Raw genomic sequence first — 16,985 nt, forward strand, 5'->3', positions numbered from 1 at the left:
CCTGGGCCGCCGCCCGGCCGATCCCGCTGTTCGCCCCCGTGACGACCACGGTCCGGCCGGCCATGGGAGGAACGTCCGACGCACTGAATGTTGTCATGAGCTACAAAGTAGCCACTGAAAACAATGTCGTCAACGAAAACACAGTTCGCTACCCTCGGGGCGTGCCAGCCACGACCCCCGAACGCCCCTACCACCACGGGAACCTCCGCGCCGCCCTGCTCGACGCGGCCGAGCGCTCCCTGGCCGAGCACGGCTCCGACCAGCTGTCCCTCCGTGACCTGGCCAGGGAGGTCGGCGTCAGCCACGCCGCACCCCGCCGCCACTTCCCCGACCGCCAGGCGCTGCTGGACGCGCTCGCCGAAGCGGGGTTCGCCCGCCTCGACGCCGTCCTGCGCACCGCCCTCGCGGCAGCCGGCGACGGCTTCCCGGCACGTCTGCGCGCCGCGGCGACGGCCTACACGCGCTTCGCCACCGAGAACGCCGCACTGCTCGAACTCATGTACACCAGCAAGCACCGACCGGGCGCGCGACGGGTCGTCGACGCGGCGGCCGCACCGTTCACACTGCTCAACAGCCTGATCGTCCAGGGGCAGGACCAGGGCGCGCTGGAGGCGGGGGACCCCGAACGCATCGGCATCGTCCTACTCGCCACCCTCCAGGGACTCGCGACCTTCGCCAACGGCGACATCGTCGAACCGGAACTGCTCGACGACCTCGTGGAAGCCGCCGTCGACCGCTTCCTCCGAGGAACGCGCCCCACTGGGTGAGCCGGGCGTCCCGGCGGCGGCGCATCAGGTCGCGGTGGGCCCGGCGGGAACGTCAGAGACACATGCACCCCCGACCAGGTCGAGACGTGCCCGCCACCGCCTGGTTTCACCACCACCCGGACCGAGGAAGCGCGTTGCTCCGACGGTGCGAGGTCGGAGCGCGGGAACACCGCCCGACCTGCGTGGCGTGTGCCCGGGTGCCGATCCTGCTCGTCGGATCACGAGGGTGGCTCGGTCGCCTCGGCCGGGGTGGGGAGCCCGTCGCGAACCGCGCGGATGAAGGCGCTGGCGGCGGCGGAACGGTCTCCGTCCGTGACCAGCAGGGTTTCGCGCCGTCGCACGAACGCGGTATCGCGAACACGCACCCACGTCACTCCCCGGGGCACGGTGCCAGCCGCCAGACCGGGCAGGACGGATATGCCGAGGCCGGCGGCGACGAGACCCAGGCGTGTCTGCCAGCTTGGCGTCCCGTAGCCGATGGTGGGATGGGCAAGCGTCGGCCACGCGCCGAACTGCGGTTCGTCCTCCTTGCTCGTACCGACGATCCACACCTGGTCAGCGAGGTCGTGGGTGTCCACCTCGTCCCGCTCGGCGAACGGATGATCGATGCTGACCGCGACGCCGAGTCCGCTGCCGGTGCGGACCGCCTCGGTGCGCAGGCCGGTGAAGTCGTAGTCGGGCAGCCCGTCCCCGACGGCCACCACCGCGACCTCGATGCGCCTCGCCCGTAGCCTGCGCATCTGAGTGGGGCTGCCGGATTCCCAGAGTCGCACCGTCAACGCCGGGTGAGCCGCGCGTAAGCGTGCGATGGCCTGGGGCAGGAGCGCGGCGGCGGCCGTCGGATAGGCTCCCACGACCAGCCGGCCCGCGATCCGGTCCCGCAGGCCGGCCACCTCCAGTTCGGCCGCCTCCAGGTGCGCGAGGACCTTCCTGGCGTGCCGTAGGAGGATCTCACCGGCCGCGGTGGGTTGGACACCGCGCGCCCGCCGCTCGAACAAAGGGCTTCCCACCGCGCGTTCCGCCGCGCTGACCTGCCGTGACACGGCGGACTGCGTGTAACCCAACGCCTCGGCGGCCGAGGTGAAGGATCCTCGTCGAGCGACTTCCACCACCACGCGCAAGCCAACGAGCGTCACCTCGGACATGTCAGCAAGTATCCGCACCAGTGGCGGCGGATTCCGCTCATCACCGGGTGCGTTCCTCGTCCGCCGCACGGGAGGAGTCCCGCTGGCTCTCCAACGAAGCGAGTCGTCGCCGCACGGTGGAGGTGACGGCGTCGTAGGCATCCGAGTTCAGCAGCAGCCGCAGGGGCGGGTTACCGGACGTCACGGCCTCGATGATCGCGTGTGCGACGCCCGACTGGCTGCCGACCATGCCGTCGACCTTCGGTGTGGGAAAGTCCGCGGGCCCGCCACGATAGGGCTCACTGACCGGGACCCGTTCGGCCGCGTCGTAGAAACCCGTCCGGACCATGCCCGGCTCGACGAGGACGGTCCTGATCCCGAACGGCTCGATCTCCTGGGCGAGTGCCTCGAAGTAGCCTTCGACTCCCCACTTGCTGGCATGGTAGATCGCGAATCCTGGAAAGGTGATGTGCCCGCCCATACTCGAAAGCTGGACGAGCACCCCGCCACCCTGGTCACGCAGCAACGGGACGCCTCGGCGCGCGACTTGGATCGAGCCGGTGAGATTGGTGGCGATCACGCGCTCGACCTGTGCGTCGGTGAGATCCTCGCCAGCACCGAAGACGCCGTAACCAGCGTTGGACACGATGACGTCGATACGCTCGTGGTCGGCGAACGCCTCCCCGAGTACCTTCTCGATCCGTGCGGTGTCAGTGACGTCCATCTGCCTCCGCCACAGCCGATCACCATGTTCCTCGACGAGGCCGTCGAGCCGCTCGGGCTCCCGAAGCGTCGCGGCGACCCTGTCTCCGCGCTCCAGGACCTGTTCGGCGAGCTCGCGACCGAGACCGCGAGAAGCCCCCGTGATCAACCACGTGGTCATGCTGGTTCCCTGTTCTCTACTCCGCTTTGTGGTGTCGAGTGGAATCCGGCGCGCGATCGCACCGCGTCCACGCCGCGACGGACTCGCCCGACCTTCCTGACCACCACTCCGGTCAACGAGATCAGCGGCCCCACTCCCGACCCGCTCTTCGCTTCGTTCACGGTGCCCGTATCCCCTACCTGGTGGTCACCACCACCCTGCGGGAGAACAGGAATGACGACAAGCGATACCTTCGCACTGCTGCCATGCGCGGCTCGCATACCGACATTCGGCGGTGGACCCGGGACCGACATGCCCTGACCCACCGACGTCGTCACCGCCCCAGCGCGAACATCATCTCAGCAGCCACGCCGAAACGCCTTGGTGTTCCCACACCGGATACCCGGCTCATATTCGCCCGCGCACCGGTGACGACGACGCGGCAGCCTGACCAGCACACCGACCTGGTCAGCCAGCACGAGCATCGACCGAGGGCGGATCGTCTCCAGATAGGACGCGAGACGGTCACGATCACCACCATCCATCGGGAGATTCCCGAAGGGGAGGAATGATTCTTCGCGCGCTCATTCCTGAAAGACGACCGGGAATCAGGACACCCTGCCGACGAGGCGCGTTTCACCAAGGAGAACATTCGCCGCGCCCCCAAACCGAGCCTCGTGCGAACCCTCGTCCACGCGCACAGGGAGCGGTACGGCCGCCGCCCTCGCCCAACATCCAGCTGAGCAGAGGGCGATCCCTGAGCCGGCCCCACATGCCGCGTCGTCGCTACCCACCCGGCTGGGCGACCTGCTCGGGCGACGGAAGCACGGGCCGCCACGATCGTCTGATCGACGAGGACCTCGCATCGCAGAGCACGAACGCACGGCGCCCGCGGTGCTCACCACCACGCCGTCCAGCCCGACACCCAGAACACCACTACGCCCGCCTCCAGCGGAGACGGGCCTGCTTCGATAAGCGGAGTCGAGGCGCCAGTAGGCCCTCTATGGTGGAGGTAGCGCGACAGTGTTCGAACCTTGCCCCGGCGCTGACGCGGGCCGTGTCGTCGCATCACGCGATTCGGCGTCGGGACTCGTTGGTTCGCCAGGCGTCTTTGGAGCAGTTGCCGCGCCCGGTGACGCGCTTGACGGAAACGATGCTGCTTGAGGCCGCGCGGAGGTATCGGGGTGGGGAGATCCTGCGGACCATCGCGAAGGATCTGGGGGTGAGTCGTGAACGCCTCTCAAGTCATTTGCGCGAGCGAGGGGTCCGGCTCCGTCGAGAGAAGCCCTCTCCTGCGCTGGTGCTTGAGATGTGTCGCCGTTACGAACAGGGTGAGTCGTTGGCGAGCGTGGGCGCGCGCCTTGGATTCAACCCCAGTTCCGTGCGTGTCGCGCTCCTCGCTGCGGGGGTGAAGCTTCGGGACACTCATGGGCGAGTGCGGTGAGTCTCGACGCCCCTGTCGGGGTGTTACTCGATAGCCCCGAGGATTGCTGCGATCCGGGGTGGCAGCAGAGACTTCGTACCAGTGGTGTTCACAAGCGTGGCGAGGTTGCGGGGTGCGTTCTCCCCCCGAGTCGCCCGCTGGCTCGCCGCCGAGCAACGAGCAGGCCACCGCACCCGAACCGCGCGAGACGAACTCACCACCCTGCTCACCGAGCGCCAGATCGAGCTCCTCACCCACATCGCCCAGGGGCTCTCCAACGCCCAGATCGGCAAAGCCATGCACCTATCCGAAGGCACCGTCAAACAGTACATCTCCCAACTCTTCAACACCCTTGGCATCGATAACCGTGTCCACGCCGCCATCACCGCTTACCGACACGGACTCATCACATGACACCACTGACGAGGCACTACGTGGGGGACTGTCTGATTAACAATGAAGATGGTGTCGTGGCCTCGGGGCGGGTCTGACCTTCAGATTAACTGACGCGCTCCTGGCGGTGCTGTCCTGACACCGACGGGTCGACTCGCTCCGCGGCCACGTTCGTTCCGGGTGACCGGACCGGGCAGGAGCGTTACTTCATAGGACGTTGCTCGATCAATGACTCTTCATTGTTGTGTCCGTCCGGCCCGGCGAGGTCATCCCCTCATTTCGCGACCGGTACGCCAGTACCGACTCAATGCCACTCGGCACGACTACGGAGTCGACCGCGCAGAAGATCGACCGGGCCGCGCCGAAGGAGTGCCCAGCGAGCTTGCCCGTCGAGGCGTGGCCGATGGACGGCACCGGCCAGCACCGCTGGTCTCCCGGCAACGTGAACTTTGAGCCGGACAGTGGATACGCGCAAAGAAGTGGGCCTCACATTCGTCCAACATGCTATGCTCACGGACCTGCTCAACGGTCTACATGGAACGCGTCACCGTTCCCGGTGCTTCACGACGGTGGAACTCAGGGGCCAGGGCCGTGCGCCCGCCCCCGGGTGAGATACTAGCTCCTCGACGTCCGTCGCGGACGTGACAAATCGCCGGATGCCGGTACGCACCGGCTCGTGCGGGCCGATGCCGTTCACTCTCGTCGCCGGACCGGGCACCGCACCGACGCGACGCCCAGTCGATGCTCCTCGGTGACCACGCGCAGCGAACCGGACCAGGCAGCGGCTTCGACCACGACCGTCGCCCCCGGACAGAGCAGCCATGAGTCGAGAACGTGCCAGAAAGCGGTGCCGTGTCGCCCGTCGATCCTGGTGGCAGCACCTGGACTCCGACATCAGCTCTACACTGCCTGCGGCGACCAGCCCCCGGCCTCACGCCTCCGCGTCGGCGTCGACAACGTCATGCCCAACTACAGCTAGATCCAGAGTGCCCGTAAGGGGGCGAGGCCTTCTTCGACGTAGGCGGCGATGGGGCGGGTCTGCCCGTCGTCGAACCACAGTTCCAGGGTCGCGAGGTATCCGAAGGTGAGCGCGTTGGCGAGCACGCGGGCCTGCGACGGGCTGAACGTCCCTGCTTGCGCGATGAGGGGCGCGATGCGCTTCCCGGTCGCGTCCGCGGATGCCAGAAGCGCCGCCCGCACCGATGGGACGCTGAAGAAGAACGGTACCCGCCGCCAGGCGTCCGGCAGCGCCGCAGCACCATCTGCGGGCGCTTCGTATCTGCGGACCATGCGCAGCAGGCTCCCGACCGGATCGACGGGATCCACGGTCGCGGCGACCTCGTCGGCGCTCATCGCGTCGAACTCGTCGACGACAAGCAGCCCCTCCTTCGTGCCGAAGTAGCGGTACACCGAGGAGGGCGACACCTCGGCCGCCGCGGCGACCGCCTCGATCGTCACCGCATCGAAGCTCCGCTCCTCGAATAGATCCAGCGCCTTCTGCTGGATCACCTGCATCGCGTTGCGCCGCCACTGCTCACGAAGACCTGCCATAGACAGAGAGTAGCACCCGAAAAGAAAGTCACTTGCTCTGGCGTGGAATGACACCGTATAGTGACTTCCTATGAGACAGTCACTTTCTCAAACGTCAGAAATGAGCCGAGGGGTACGGCCGGCGCTGTGGGCGGGGCTTGCCGTCACCGCGGCGGTTACGGCCTGGGCGCTCATCGACCCGTCAACGACGAGACTCCTCGCGGGACAGATCGAAATCGGCTATCCCTCCTACCCGTCCGATCAGATCGATTCGGCTGCCGGGGCATACGTGGCGATCCTCGTCTCCGTCGGCGTGCTCGGCATGGCCGGCTGGGGCGCGACCCTGCTGCTCGTGCACACCGGCCGGCGGTGGGCCGCAGCATGGGTCGGCGGTGTCCTGTGCGCGGCCGGGATCCTGGTCGCGCTTACCGGCCTGGTCACCCCTGATACCTCCGGCGTGACCGGGCTCGCCCCCGTCTTCGGGTGGGCCCTGTTGGCACCGTGCGTGGTGGGCGTGCTAGCGGTGGCCGCAATGTTCACCAGACGCGCGCGATGAGCACCGAGGCGACCGTGAGGGGCGACGCGAGCCCGCGCGTGACTCTGGCGGCGGTGTCGCTGGTGCAGTTGCTGGTCTCACTCGACCTGTCGGTCGTGAACGTCGCCCTGCCGGGCATCGGCGAGGACCTGGCCGCGGGACCGGTCGAGCTGAGCTGGTTCATCCACGCCTACGCGCTCACCTTCGGCGGGCTGCTGCTACTCGGGGGAAAGGCGGCCGATCGGTACGGTCACCGGAGGGTGCTCCTGGCCGGGCTCGCGCTCTTCGGGATCGCCTCGCTCGCGGGAGGGTTCGCGCTCACGTCCGGTCACCTGATCGCGGCCCGCGCGGTCCAGGGCGTCGGCGCCGCCGCGCTTCAGCCGGCGTCCCTGGCCGTGTTGAGTGCGACCTTCCCTCCCGGCGGGCCGGCCAGGGCGCGTGCCTTCGGTGTCTGGAGCGCGATGAATGCCCTCGGAGCCGCGCTCGGAGTGCTGGTCGGCGGAGTCCTCACGGAGTATGTCGGCTGGCGCTGGGTCATGTTCGTCAACGTCCCCGTCGCGGTGGTCGCGCTGGTCCTCACCCGGACCGGCGTCGCGGCAGACCGGCAGCGGTCTGCGCGGGGCCGGATCGACGTCGCCGGGGCCGTGCTCGCGACGGCCGGGATGACACTGCTCGTCTACGGCGTGGTCAACACCGACCGTCAGTCCTGGGCGTCCCCACACACGCTCCTGTGCCTTGTCGCCGCGGCGGGGTTACTGGCAGGGTTCGTCGCCGTCGAGCACCGCGCGACGACGGATCCGCTGCTGCGGCTCGGGCTCCTGCGAAATCGGTCGGTGGTCGGCGCGAACCTGGGCAACCTGCTGATCGGCGCGTCGATCACCTCGGCCTTCTACCTCATGTCACTGTACATCCAGGACGTGCTCGGGCATGGCCCTGCCGTGACGGGCGTGATGTTCCTGCCCTTCGCGCTCGGGATCATCGCCGGATCCCTCCTCGCGGCCAGCATCGACCAGACGTTCAGCAGGCGGGCTCTGATCGCCAGCGGGGCAGCCATGACGGCGGCCGGGTTCGCCTGGTTCGGGTTCATCTCGCCCGACGGCGGTTTCGCCGCCGACGTGCTCGGCCCCTCGATCGTCGCGAGCGTCGGCTTCGGGATCTGCCTCGGGCCGATCGTCTCGACCGGAACGGTCGGCGTGGCCTCGCACGAGGTCGGCACGGCGTCGAGCCTGCTCAGCAGCGCGCGACAGCTCGGCGCCACCCTTGGGCTGGCCGCGCTCGGCACCGTCGCGCACGTCGTGACCGGCGCTGACACCTCCCCGGCGGCCGTGACGGCAGGTTACGCCGCCGCCATGACGACCGCCGCCGGGTTGCTCATCGCCGTCGCCGTCATCGCCTGGGCCGTCTTGCCCCGCGAGGGTCCGGATCCGGCGACCTCTCGGCAGGCGCGCGATGGGCACCATGGGGAGGCCCATGAACAGAAATGAGGGTCCTTCGAGGCCAGCTTCAGCACCCGATGGGCATTCCGGGAGTTGACCAGGTACGCTGCGTCCATCCGGATCGAACAACCCGTCCATCCGTCCTGCCTGTTCGATCCGGACCTGCGCTTCGCCTACTCCTGCGGGCGCCCCCATCCGGCGACCGCCGCCTGTCCGATCCGCCGATACCCCGGAGCGGGGTCGTCAGGCTCGAGCACGAACGCTCGATGCTCCGGCCGCACTTCCAGATCTGAGGGCTCGATCACCGGCAGCAAGCGTCGCTGCTGTTCCCGCGGTTCACGACTCACCACCGCAAGGTTCAGAAGCGCCTCGTGGCGCTCGATGTCCCCCACCCAGAGCTGGTTCGGCCGGGAAGCGACGAACCGGTGACGCTCACTGCGGTGCTCGTCAAGGACGACGCGGAGATCGTCGTGGACGGCGGGTCCGGACTTCTTGCCGTTGTTGCCGCGTTTCTTCCCGAACACGCCCCACCAGCCGTTCGCAGACGCGATATGCTAGGCCGTTCGATCCGACATCGCCTCGCCGCCTTCATCCCTAGGGTGTGTCTGTTAAATGGTTTTGGTGGGGGCTGGGATCGTTGGTGTTGTGTCGCGATTTCAGCTTCTCTCGGATGATCAGTGGGCTCTGATCTCGGATGTCATGCCTGGCCCGACAGGAAAGAAGGGGCGCCGTTCGCGGATGCCCGGTTGATGGTCGAAGCGGTCATCTACCGATACCGGTGTGGGATCGCCTGGCGTGATCTGCCCGAGGTGTTCGGGCCGTGGCAGACCGTCTGGCAGTGGCATAAGCGCCTGGCCGATGATGGCACCTGGGATCTCGTCCAGCGTCGTCTCCATGAGCACGGGGCTTGTCAAGTTTTCTGTGTAAGCGGTTCGGAATTGGTGGTCAGAGGTAGGGGGTGATTCGTTCGGGGTAGGCCAGCGCGAGCTGCTCGAGTGCTTGCTTCCAGTTCGTGGTGACGTTGCCCTCGATGAGCCTTCCGGACGCTTTGCGTTTGGCTGCGGGGAGCCCGCGTTCCTTCTCTCGTTCGCGGGCCCGCTTGTCCTCGATGTCACAGATCGCCAGCCAGAGCAGCTTCACCGCGGCGGCATCGTTCGGGAAGTGCCCGCGGTTCTTGGTGATCTTCCGCAGCTGGTAGTTCAGCGACTCGATCGCGTTGGTCGTGTAGATCACCCGTCGCAGGGCGGGTGGGAACGCGAGGAACGGTGTGAACCGGTCCCACGCGTCCTCGAACGACTTCACCGCTGACGGATACCGTTTGCCAAGCTCGGATGCTGTGAACTCCGCGAGTGCCTCCAGCGCGGCGTCTTCGTTTGCGGCCTGGTAGATCGGCTTCAACGCCGCCGCGACGGCCTTGCGGTCCTTGTAGTTCACGAACCGCATCGCCGCGCGGATGAGGTGCACGACACAGGTCTGCACGGTCGCTTCCGGCCAGGTCGCCGCGATCGCCTCGGGGAATCCGGTCAGCCCGTCGCAGCAGACGATCAGCACGTCGCGGACACCGCGGTTGGCGAGCTCGGCGCAGACCGACGCCCAGAACTTCGCGCCCTCAGTGGCCTGCACCCAGATGCCCAGGACGTGCTTGATGCCGTCCATGTCGACGCCGACAGCGATATGCGCGGCCTTGTTACGCACGTGACCGCCGTCGCGGATCTTCACGATGATCGCATCCAAGTAGATCACCGGGTAGAGCGACTCGAGCGGGCGGGTCTGCCAGGCGAGGACCTCGTCGGCGACCTGATCGGTGATCTTCGAGATCGTCTCGTGCGACAGGTCCGTGCCGATCGTGTTCAGTGGTGCTGAATATCGCGGATCGTCATCCTGCCGGCATAGAGCGAGATGATCATCCCATCAAGCCCGTCCAACCGGCGCTGCCCCTTCGGGACCAGCATTGGGGTGAACGACCCGTTCCGATCCCGCGGGACCGCCAGTTCGATATCACCGATCTCGGTCGACACCGTCTTCGACGTGGTGCCGTTGCGGGAGTTCGGGAACAGCGACGCCTCCGCGTCGCCCCGGTCGTAGCCGACGTGCTCGGTCAGCTCCGCGTCCAGACCCCGCTCCAGCGCAGCCTTGACCATCCCGCCCAGCAGGCCCTGCTCGCCAGTGAGCGCCTCGCCCGCATCGATCTTCGCGAAGAGCTCATCCATCGCTCCCGACGCCTTCAACTGGTCGGCGAGCTCCTTCTGCCGGCGGCGACGCTCCTCGCGTTCCGGGCTGATCGCATTCATAGTCACAAGTGTCTCCTTCAGAGATGAACCTCACCCCTTACACAGACCATTTGACAGGCTCTGAGCACGCCGACCGGGCCGGGCTGATCAAGTGGGACGTGTCGGTCGACTCCACGATCGCCAGAGCGCATCAGCACGCGACGAACGTCACTCCCGTAAAAAAGGGGTTCGTCGAATTACACGAATCTGTTGGTCGAGCCGCCTGACCACGCGATCGGCCGCTCACGCGGCGGCCTGTCTACGAAAACACACCAATTCGTCGGGGGTCATGGCCTGCCCCTGGCGACGATCTGCACGGCGGGACAGGACGGTGACTCGCCGATGTTCGTTCCATTGCTGGAACAGCTCCGCGTCGGCCGCAGGACACGACCCGAGACTGCGCTCGGTGACAAGGCATACTCCTCTCGGGCAAACCGAACTCACTTGCGTCGACGCGGCATCGAGGCCGTCATCCCGGAACCTGGCGACTAGTAAGGACACCGCAGACGACGCGGCTCGCTCGGAGACTGCCCGCCGAAGTTCGACGCCGAGAAATATCGGGGCCGGAACGTGATCGAACGCGGCTACTGCCGGCTCAAACAATCGCGAGGCCTCGCGACCAGATACGACAAACACGCAGTCATGTATCGAGCCGCGATCGTCCTCAACGGCGTGATCGCCTGGCTCAACCATCTAACAGACACACCCTAGGAGCGCCGGATGGTGCGGGTGCACCTGGCGGGCATGAGACTTACCCCTGATTCTCCTGATTCGTCCGCGCCGGTGGTGGTGCCGCATCTCGTACTCGACGTGCACGAGGACGGCACCCTCGCCGCGACCCTCAACCACCATCCGGTGGCTGCGCCGGAGGATGTGGGGGCGTGGCGGCGGGCGATGTTCGCGCAGATCATCGATCACGTCACTCACGACCGGGCGATCCCGGTGCGCGTGACCGTGCACGAAGTGGACGGCAGCACGTTCACCGACATCCTTCCCGCCGCCGAACGCCCCGCCCCGAAACCCGAGCCGCAGCCGGAACCGGTGAGGAAGCCGGGCCGGCGTCGCCGCGGGGCCGACCCCATCCGGGTCGATGGCGGTGAGGGGTTTATCTCCGGTGAAGACGTCGCCGTCGCCGTCATCGTCGCTCACACGGACGCGGCCCCTGACGGGCGGGCCCGGGCCCTCCTCGACCCCGAGGTCGTCGCCGCGGCGAAGGCGGGTGAGGTGGTGCTGGTCGGGCGGGTCTCGGGCACGATCGCCGTGCGGGGTCTGTCGTGACAGGGGCGCAGGGCCGCGCCGGCCAACCGACGGGCGACGAACTCACCAACATCCTGCTCATCGCCATCGGCGGGATGCTCGGGGTCGCCTTCGTGCTCCGTACGGCGGGCAGCGTCGCCGCGTTCCTCACTGGCACACCTCAGCCGACCGCCGGGGCGACCGGCGGGATCACGGTGTTCTTCCACCCAGGCGATCCGGGCGGGCAGCTCGGCGCCGACGGCCTGAACCCGGTCGCCTACTGGATCACCGCCGCCCTCATGCTCACCGCCCTGGCCGTGGCGGGGCTCTGGGCCTGGAGCCTGATCCGCCGCACGATCCGGCAGGCCGCGGGCGATCCGCACCGGCAGGAGGGCACCGCCACCGGGCACGAGGTCGCGACGGCTGCGTCGGCGAAAGCGCTCATTCGGCGGGCCGGCACTCTGCGCCCCAGCCTGGACACGCCTGGGCCGGGTGATGTCGGGTATCGGCTCGGCACGGCGCACCGCCGGGAGGTGTGGGCGAGCGTGGAGGACTCGATCCTGCTGATCGGCCCGCCCCGCTCCGGCAAAGGCCTGCACCTGATCATCCCGGCGATCCTCGATGCCCCCGGCGCCGTCGTCACCACCAGCACCCGGCCGGATAACGTCACCGCGTGCCTCCGCGCGAGAAGACGTGTAGGCTCGGTGGCGGTGTTCGACCCCCAGCATCTCGCCGAGGGCCTGCCGGCGGGGATGCGATGGTCACCGATCCGCGGGTGCGAGTCCCCGCAGACCGCGATGATCCGCGCCGCCGGCCTCGCGTCGGCCACCGGCCTGTCCGCTGGCGGCGTCGAAGGCGGAGACTTCTGGGAAGGCAAGACCAAAGCCGCCCTCCAAGCGCTGCTGCACGCCGCCGTCCTCGAGCGGCGCAGCCCTTCTGAGCTGTTCCGGTGGACCCTCGACCCCACATCCGCGGCGGACGCGGTCGCGATCCTCACCAACCACCCGCAGGCGGCGACCGGATGGGCGGACTCGCTCGCATCGATGATCGACGCCGACCCGCGAACCCGCGACTCGATCTGGCAGGGCGTCAGCCTCTCGCTGGCGGCGCTGGCGGACCCGCGGGTGCTCGATGCCGTCTCACCCGCCGAGGGTGAGGAGTTCGACCCCGAGACGTTCATCCGCGAGCGCGGCACCCTGTTCCTCCTCGCCACCGGCGCCGGGGCCGGGAACAGTGCCGCGCTCGTTGCCGCGCTGGTCGAAGACCTCGTGGAGACCGCCCGGCGCATGGCCGCCCGCTCCACCGGCGCGAGACTCGACCCGCCTATGCTGCTGGCGCTCGATGAGATCGGGAACCTCGCGCCCCTGCCCAGCCTGCCGACCCTGATGGCCGAGGGCGGCGGCACCGGCATCACCACCCTCGCCGTGCTCCAGTCCCTCGCGCAGGCTCGGGACAAGTGGAACGAGCACCAGGCCGGCGCGATCTGGGACGCGTCCATCGTGAAAATCATCCTCGGCGGCGCCTCCAACAGCCGCGACCTCCAAGACCTCTCCACGCTCATCGGGGAACGCGACGAGCTCACCAACACCACCACCGTCGGCGACTACGGCTCCCGCTCCTACCAACGCAGCGTGCGGCGGGTCGCGATCCTCCCGCCAGACCGGATCAGAACTCTCCCGTTCGGCACCGCCGTGACCCTGCTGCGCTCGGCACCGCCGATCGTCACCGACCTGCGCGCCTGGCCCGACCGCCCCGACGGCAAGCAGATCCAGTCGGCTCGAGCCGAGGTCGAACAGCTCCTGCACAACGCCCACCAGCAGTAACCCCGCCGGGGTGGTCGGGTGCACCTGCCTGCCACGAGCAGCCCCGATGAGGAGCGAGCGGCATGAGCAGAGCAGGAGCACACGATGAGCGAGCAGAAACCAGGCGTCGACCCGGAGATCAGTGAAGCCTTCTACGGGTTCGTCGCCTCGAATCCGAAGCCGACCACGCACGACGGCAAGCCGCGCCTGTACTTCCGGGCCGGGCAGGAGCACTACCAGTTCGCACCCGACGGGTCCAGGATCAAGCTCCCCACCACCTTCCACGATGTCGTCGCGTTCCGCGGGGCGGCCGAAGCCGGCGATCGCAAGCTCGCCAAAGGCGACTGGTTCCTCGCGATCGGGCACACCGAGCCGAGCACGAACCCCAAGACCGGGGTCGAGGAGACCGAGTTCATCGCGAGCCGGTTCGGCCACGATCTCGCCCGCATGAACACCCACGTGGGCAGCCCGCGCCGGCTCTCCCAGATGGAGTCCCCGAACCGGCAGCAGCCGCAGCGGCAGGTCGGCTTCGAGCCGCCCGAGCACGAACAGCCCGGCCACGAGCAGCACGCCCGGGCCATGTGAGGAGCCGGATGATGAACGACGACACCACGCTCCCGCCCGCAGACGAGACGACCCCCGACGACGAGGGTCAGCAGGACGAGTGGGAGGACGAAGACTTCGGGCCGACCGGACCCGACGATGATGCGCCGGGGCCACCGCGGCCTGTGAACTGGAACCTGCTGCTCGCGCACGATCTGGAGCAGGAATGGCTCGCCCTGAACCGGTGGGTCGAGTGGGTCAGGAGAGAGTACGCGCTGCCCGCCTCGGTGATCCCGCCGATGTGGCACCGGCATCCGGCACTCAAATGGGAGCTCTCCGCGTTGCATCTGCACTGGCTCGCCGCGTACGACCCAGAACAGGACGCCTCGGCCGCGATCGGATGGCACCGCGACTTCGCCGCCACCCGGCATCGGCTCCGCGACTGGGTCGCCGCCTCCGGCACCCGCCTGGATCGGGACCGCCCCGACCGGCAGACCGCCTGGCCCGGCGAACCCCCGGCCCCGCCGGTCGAAGACATCCCGATCACAAACCGGCGCGAGGACTTCGTGGCCTTCGTGATCGAACAAGTCGCCCGCCGCAAAGCCGCCGAAGACGCCTTCTTCGCCCGCCTCGACGACGCCGACCTCGACGAGGGCGCGGATCCAGAAGGCGGGTGAGCGGTGATGGTGCGGAACTATCAGCGCAAGACCCAGCGCCCATCATCGGATCGGCGGCTGCGGGTCGCGTTCACGAGGCGAGAGCAGATCGACACCGAGAAGATCGCCGAAGTCCTCATCCGCGTCGCCCTGCGCGAAGCCGGCATCGCTAGCCCGATCGGTCAGGCCGGAGACCAGCTCCGGGCGCTGATGAGCAGCGAACGGTAGAATCCCTGTTGTACGTCCATCCCAGGGCGCTACCGGCTAACCCATCTGTTGCCCGAACCCGTCCCGGTTCGGCAGGCCTCCCCAATTTGTGTCGTGACCGCCAGTCGGCGCCCGCACCCAACCCCAATGCTGGGGCTGGGTAAGAGCCCGAAAGGCAGTCACGACCATGACGCTCCTCGACCTCCCCGCCGGCCTCGACCTCGGCGCCCTACGCACCCTCGCCGCCGGCCCGAAACCCTCCCACGAGGCGACCGCCCTTCCTGATGGGAAGGTGCCCGCGATCTCGTACCTGCGGGTCTCCACCAAGGACCAGGCCACCCGCAACGGTCTCGAAGAAGGCCTCTCCATCCCCGCGCAGCGCGACGCAGCACAGCGCAAGGCCGACCAGCTGAACGCGGTCATCGTCGCGGAGTTCATCGAGCCCGGCGAGTCCGGCAAGACCGCGCGCCGCAAAGCGCTCCAGGAGATGCTCGACTACCTCGCCGGGCACCCCGTCCGATACTGCATCATCAACAAGGTCGACCGCATCGCCCGCAACCGGCTCGATGACGCGATCATCCACGCCACCCTCCGCCAGGCCGGGGTCACGCTCGTGTCCGTCATGGAGAACATCGACGAGACCCCCTCCGGGATGCTCATGCACGGCATCATGGCCTCCATCGCCGAGTTCTACTCCCTGAACCTCGCCCAGGAGGTCACCAAGGGGCTCGTGCAGAAAGCGTCCATCGGCGGCACCCCGCACAAGGCGCCCATCGGCTACCTCAACATCCGCACCGTCGACGCGGGCGGGCACGAAGTACGCGAGGTGCGCATCGACCCCGACCGGGCCGAGCTAATCCGGTTCGCGTTCACCGCCTACGCCACCGGCGACTGGTCGCTATCGAAGCTGGCCCGCGAGCTGGAGACCCGCGGCCTCACCACCCGGCCCACGCCGTCGTTCCCCGCGAAGCCGGTCACCACGACCGCGCTGCACAAGATCCTCACCAACCCCTACTACCAGGGAATCGTCACCTTCCGCGAGGTCACCTACCCCGGCACGCACGATCCGCTCGTGACGCCAGAGACGTTCAAGCAGGTGCAGACGATCCTCCAGCAGAACCACGTCGTCGGCGACAAGCCACAGAAGTACGACCACTACCTCAAAGGCTCGATCTACTGCGCCTGCGGGAAACGGCTCATGTTCGAGCGGCCCCGCAACCACCAGGGCGTCGCCTACGACTACTTCACCTGCACCGGCCGCCGGTTCAAGCGCAACAACTGCCAGCGCACCGCCGTCCTCACCCACCGCGTCGAGCAGACCATCGAGGACGGCTACCGGTCCCTGTCGGTCAGTACCGACGAGGCCGCGCAGATCCAGGACGTGCTCGAGCAGGTGTTCGACACCCTCGCCGAGTCCACCAGCGACGAGCAGAAGCTGCTGGCCGGGCAGAAGACCAAACTCGAAGCCGAACAGGTCAAGCTCCTCCAAGCCCACTACGCCGATGCGATCCCCATCGACCTGCTCAAGACAGAGCAAGACCGCATCCGCGCCAGCCTTCAAGCGATCACCGGTCGGCTCGACACGTTGGAGACGACCTACGACAAGGCCAAGGTTGGACTCGACGCGATCCTCGGGCTCCTCACCGACATCGGCGACGTCTACGCCAAGGCCGAACCGTCCGAGCGGCGGATGCTCACCCGGGCGCTGTTCGACCGCATCACCATCGATGACGAGGACGGCGCCACCCTCCAACCGACCGAAGCGATCCAGACCATCCTGGCCACCAGCCCCAGGTCACACAACGAAGGAACCTTGCCCCGCGATGATGCGGGGCAAGGTTCGAACGTTCAACTTTACGTGGAGCTGAGGGGAATCGAACCCCTGACCTTCTCGATGCGAACGAGACGCGCTACCAACTGCGCTACAGCCCCGTGTTCCGTTGTGCGTCGAAAGCATAGCAGCGCCCGGACGAGGGGGGTGCACCCACCCCCACCCAGCCGGGCGCCGCGCTCACTCCCCGACCGCTCGGCGGTAGTAGGGGTGGTGCGGTACGTCTAACTCGTCGAAGGCGGGGTCGTCGTCGTCCAACTCGACGGCGAAGGCGCCGTGGTGGTTGGGACGCTGCGTGGCGCCGGGGACGTAGCCGGCGACGGAGCCACCCGTCCGCTGCCCGCCCGCGCCCTGGCTCACGCCGCCGACC

16 protein-coding genes, 1 tRNA gene and 3 pseudogenes are annotated in these 16,985 nt (G+C 68.0%); 13 read left to right on the forward strand and 7 right to left on the reverse strand.

The genetic code is table 11. The annotated features are described in order from the left end of the window. The first annotated feature begins 161 nt into the window (after nt 1–161). Nucleotides 162–767, forward strand: a complete 606-nt coding sequence (locus ACTIDRAF_RS0201520; protein WP_016696952.1) for a TetR/AcrR family transcriptional regulator — start codon at nt 162–164, stop codon at nt 765–767. Between the two features lie 218 nt (nt 768–985). On the opposite strand, the gene ACTIDRAF_RS0201525 is transcribed toward ACTIDRAF_RS0201520, so the two are convergent. Then, on the reverse strand, nt 986–1,912 hold the full coding sequence (locus ACTIDRAF_RS0201525; RefSeq protein ID WP_016696953.1) for a LysR family transcriptional regulator: 927 nt from the start codon (nt 1,910–1,912) through the stop codon (nt 986–988). A 40-nt stretch (nt 1,913–1,952) separates the two neighbouring features. Next, nucleotides 1,953–2,774, reverse strand: a complete 822-nt coding sequence (locus ACTIDRAF_RS0201530) for an SDR family oxidoreductase (RefSeq protein WP_016696954.1) — start codon at nt 2,772–2,774, stop codon at nt 1,953–1,955. Between the two features lie 182 nt (nt 2,775–2,956). Here ACTIDRAF_RS0201530 and ACTIDRAF_RS33530 point away from each other — a divergent pair, with 182 nt between their 5' ends. Continuing rightward, the gene (locus tag ACTIDRAF_RS33530) at nt 2,957–3,325 is read left to right on the forward strand and encodes a hypothetical protein (protein WP_157162783.1); all 369 of its coding nucleotides are present in this window, start codon (nt 2,957–2,959) and stop codon (nt 3,323–3,325) included. A gap of 953 nt (nt 3,326–4,278) precedes the next feature. Then, nucleotides 4,279–4,590, forward strand: a complete 312-nt coding sequence (locus tag ACTIDRAF_RS26670) for a response regulator transcription factor (protein ID WP_016696956.1) — start codon at nt 4,279–4,281, stop codon at nt 4,588–4,590. Between the two features lie 954 nt (nt 4,591–5,544). Here ACTIDRAF_RS26670 and ACTIDRAF_RS0201545 read toward each other — a convergent pair. Continuing rightward, nucleotides 5,545–6,120, reverse strand: coding sequence for a TetR/AcrR family transcriptional regulator (locus tag ACTIDRAF_RS0201545; RefSeq protein ID WP_026065669.1), 576 nt, complete (start codon nt 6,118–6,120; stop codon nt 5,545–5,547). Between the two features lie 70 nt (nt 6,121–6,190). On the opposite strand from ACTIDRAF_RS0201545, the gene ACTIDRAF_RS26675 reads away from it, so the two are divergent. Together ACTIDRAF_RS26675 and ACTIDRAF_RS26680 are read left to right on the forward strand one after the other, a co-directional pair. Then, nucleotides 6,191–6,655, forward strand: a complete 465-nt coding sequence (locus ACTIDRAF_RS26675; protein ID WP_157162784.1) for a hypothetical protein — start codon at nt 6,191–6,193, stop codon at nt 6,653–6,655. Next, the gene (locus tag ACTIDRAF_RS26680) at nt 6,652–8,118 is read left to right on the forward strand and encodes an MFS transporter (RefSeq protein WP_016696959.1); all 1,467 of its coding nucleotides are present in this window, start codon (nt 6,652–6,654) and stop codon (nt 8,116–8,118) included. The genes ACTIDRAF_RS26675 and ACTIDRAF_RS26680 overlap by 4 nt, the downstream gene beginning before the upstream one ends. A 125-nt stretch (nt 8,119–8,243) precedes the next feature. Here ACTIDRAF_RS26680 and ACTIDRAF_RS31685 read toward each other — a convergent pair whose 3' ends face one another. Then, entirely contained in the window at nt 8,244–8,594 is a 351-nt protein-coding gene (locus ACTIDRAF_RS31685; RefSeq protein ID WP_016696960.1) for a hypothetical protein, read from the reverse strand. Between the two features lie 153 nt (nt 8,595–8,747). Between ACTIDRAF_RS31685 and ACTIDRAF_RS35495 the strand changes: the two genes are divergently transcribed. Continuing rightward, nucleotides 8,748–9,032, forward strand: coding sequence for a transposase (locus ACTIDRAF_RS35495; protein ID WP_211215242.1), 285 nt, complete (start codon nt 8,748–8,750; stop codon nt 9,030–9,032). Here the strand turns inward: ACTIDRAF_RS35495 and ACTIDRAF_RS26690 are convergent. Then, nucleotides 9,016–10,361: pseudogene (locus tag ACTIDRAF_RS26690) on the reverse strand (IS256 family transposase). The gene ACTIDRAF_RS35495 and the pseudogene ACTIDRAF_RS26690 sit on opposite strands and share 17 nt — an antisense overlap. Nucleotides 10,362–10,550: 189 nt before the next feature. Between ACTIDRAF_RS26690 and ACTIDRAF_RS35500 the strand changes: the two are divergent. From ACTIDRAF_RS35500 to ACTIDRAF_RS35505, 7 genes and pseudogenes are all read left to right on the forward strand, one after another. Beyond that, nucleotides 10,551–10,832, forward strand: coding sequence for a transposase (locus ACTIDRAF_RS35500; RefSeq protein ID WP_157162785.1), 282 nt, complete (start codon nt 10,551–10,553; stop codon nt 10,830–10,832). A 228-nt stretch (nt 10,833–11,060) separates the two neighbouring features. Then, nucleotides 11,061–11,618: a hypothetical protein gene (locus ACTIDRAF_RS0201570; protein ID WP_245533407.1), complete on the forward strand. Its 558-nt coding sequence runs from the start codon at nt 11,061–11,063 to the stop codon at nt 11,616–11,618. Further along, nucleotides 11,615–13,399 (forward strand): type IV secretory system conjugative DNA transfer family protein, encoded by a 1,785-nt coding sequence (locus ACTIDRAF_RS0201575; protein WP_016696962.1) that lies wholly within the window; start codon nt 11,615–11,617, stop codon nt 13,397–13,399. The genes ACTIDRAF_RS0201570 and ACTIDRAF_RS0201575 overlap by 4 nt, the downstream gene beginning before the upstream one ends. Nucleotides 13,400–13,483: 84 nt before the next feature. Beyond that, nucleotides 13,484–13,963: a single-stranded DNA-binding protein gene (locus ACTIDRAF_RS31690; protein WP_016696963.1), complete on the forward strand. Its 480-nt coding sequence runs from the start codon at nt 13,484–13,486 to the stop codon at nt 13,961–13,963. 11 nt (nt 13,964–13,974) lie between these two features. Beyond that, on the forward strand, nt 13,975–14,598 hold the full coding sequence (locus tag ACTIDRAF_RS0201585; protein ID WP_157162786.1) for a hypothetical protein: 624 nt from the start codon (nt 13,975–13,977) through the stop codon (nt 14,596–14,598). Nucleotides 14,599–14,604: 6 nt separating this feature from the next. Further along, nucleotides 14,605–14,805, forward strand: coding sequence for a hypothetical protein (locus tag ACTIDRAF_RS0201590; RefSeq protein WP_026065671.1), 201 nt, complete (start codon nt 14,605–14,607; stop codon nt 14,803–14,805). Between the two features lie 166 nt (nt 14,806–14,971). After that, nucleotides 14,972–15,844: pseudogene (locus tag ACTIDRAF_RS35505) on the forward strand (recombinase family protein); the annotation flags it as partial. Between the two features lie 799 nt (nt 15,845–16,643). On the opposite strand, the gene ACTIDRAF_RS0201620 reads toward ACTIDRAF_RS35505, so the two are convergent. Further along, nucleotides 16,644–16,716: transfer RNA gene (locus ACTIDRAF_RS0201620), tRNA-Ala, on the reverse strand. A 79-nt stretch (nt 16,717–16,795) separates the two neighbouring features. After that, nucleotides 16,796–16,985 (reverse strand): annotated as a pseudogene (locus ACTIDRAF_RS0201625) (hypothetical protein); the annotation flags it as partial.

This window comes from Actinoalloteichus spitiensis RMV-1378 (assembly GCF_000239155.1).
Lineage (GTDB): Bacteria > Actinomycetota > Actinomycetes > Mycobacteriales > Pseudonocardiaceae > Actinoalloteichus_B > Actinoalloteichus_B spitiensis.

Coding starts and splice junctions, on each gene's coding strand:
- ACTIDRAF_RS0201530 (WP_016696954.1), bottom strand. CDS start 2,774: ATGACCACGTGGTTGATCACGGGGGCTTCTCGCGGTCTCGGTCGCGAG.
- ACTIDRAF_RS26675 (WP_157162784.1), top strand. CDS start 6,191: ATGAGACAGTCACTTTCTCAAACGTCAGAAATGAGCCGAGGGGTACGG.
- ACTIDRAF_RS0201545 (WP_026065669.1), bottom strand. CDS start 6,120: ATGGCAGGTCTTCGTGAGCAGTGGCGGCGCAACGCGATGCAGGTGATC.
- ACTIDRAF_RS0201570 (WP_245533407.1), top strand. CDS start 11,061: ATGGTGCGGGTGCACCTGGCGGGCATGAGACTTACCCCTGATTCTCCT.
- ACTIDRAF_RS0201585 (WP_157162786.1), top strand. CDS start 13,975: ATGAACGACGACACCACGCTCCCGCCCGCAGACGAGACGACCCCCGAC.
- ACTIDRAF_RS0201525 (WP_016696953.1), bottom strand. CDS start 1,912: ATGTCCGAGGTGACGCTCGTTGGCTTGCGCGTGGTGGTGGAAGTCGCT.
- ACTIDRAF_RS31690 (WP_016696963.1), top strand. CDS start 13,484: ATGAGCGAGCAGAAACCAGGCGTCGACCCGGAGATCAGTGAAGCCTTC.
- ACTIDRAF_RS0201590 (WP_026065671.1), top strand. CDS start 14,605: ATGGTGCGGAACTATCAGCGCAAGACCCAGCGCCCATCATCGGATCGG.
- ACTIDRAF_RS26680 (WP_016696959.1), top strand. CDS start 6,652: ATGAGCACCGAGGCGACCGTGAGGGGCGACGCGAGCCCGCGCGTGACT.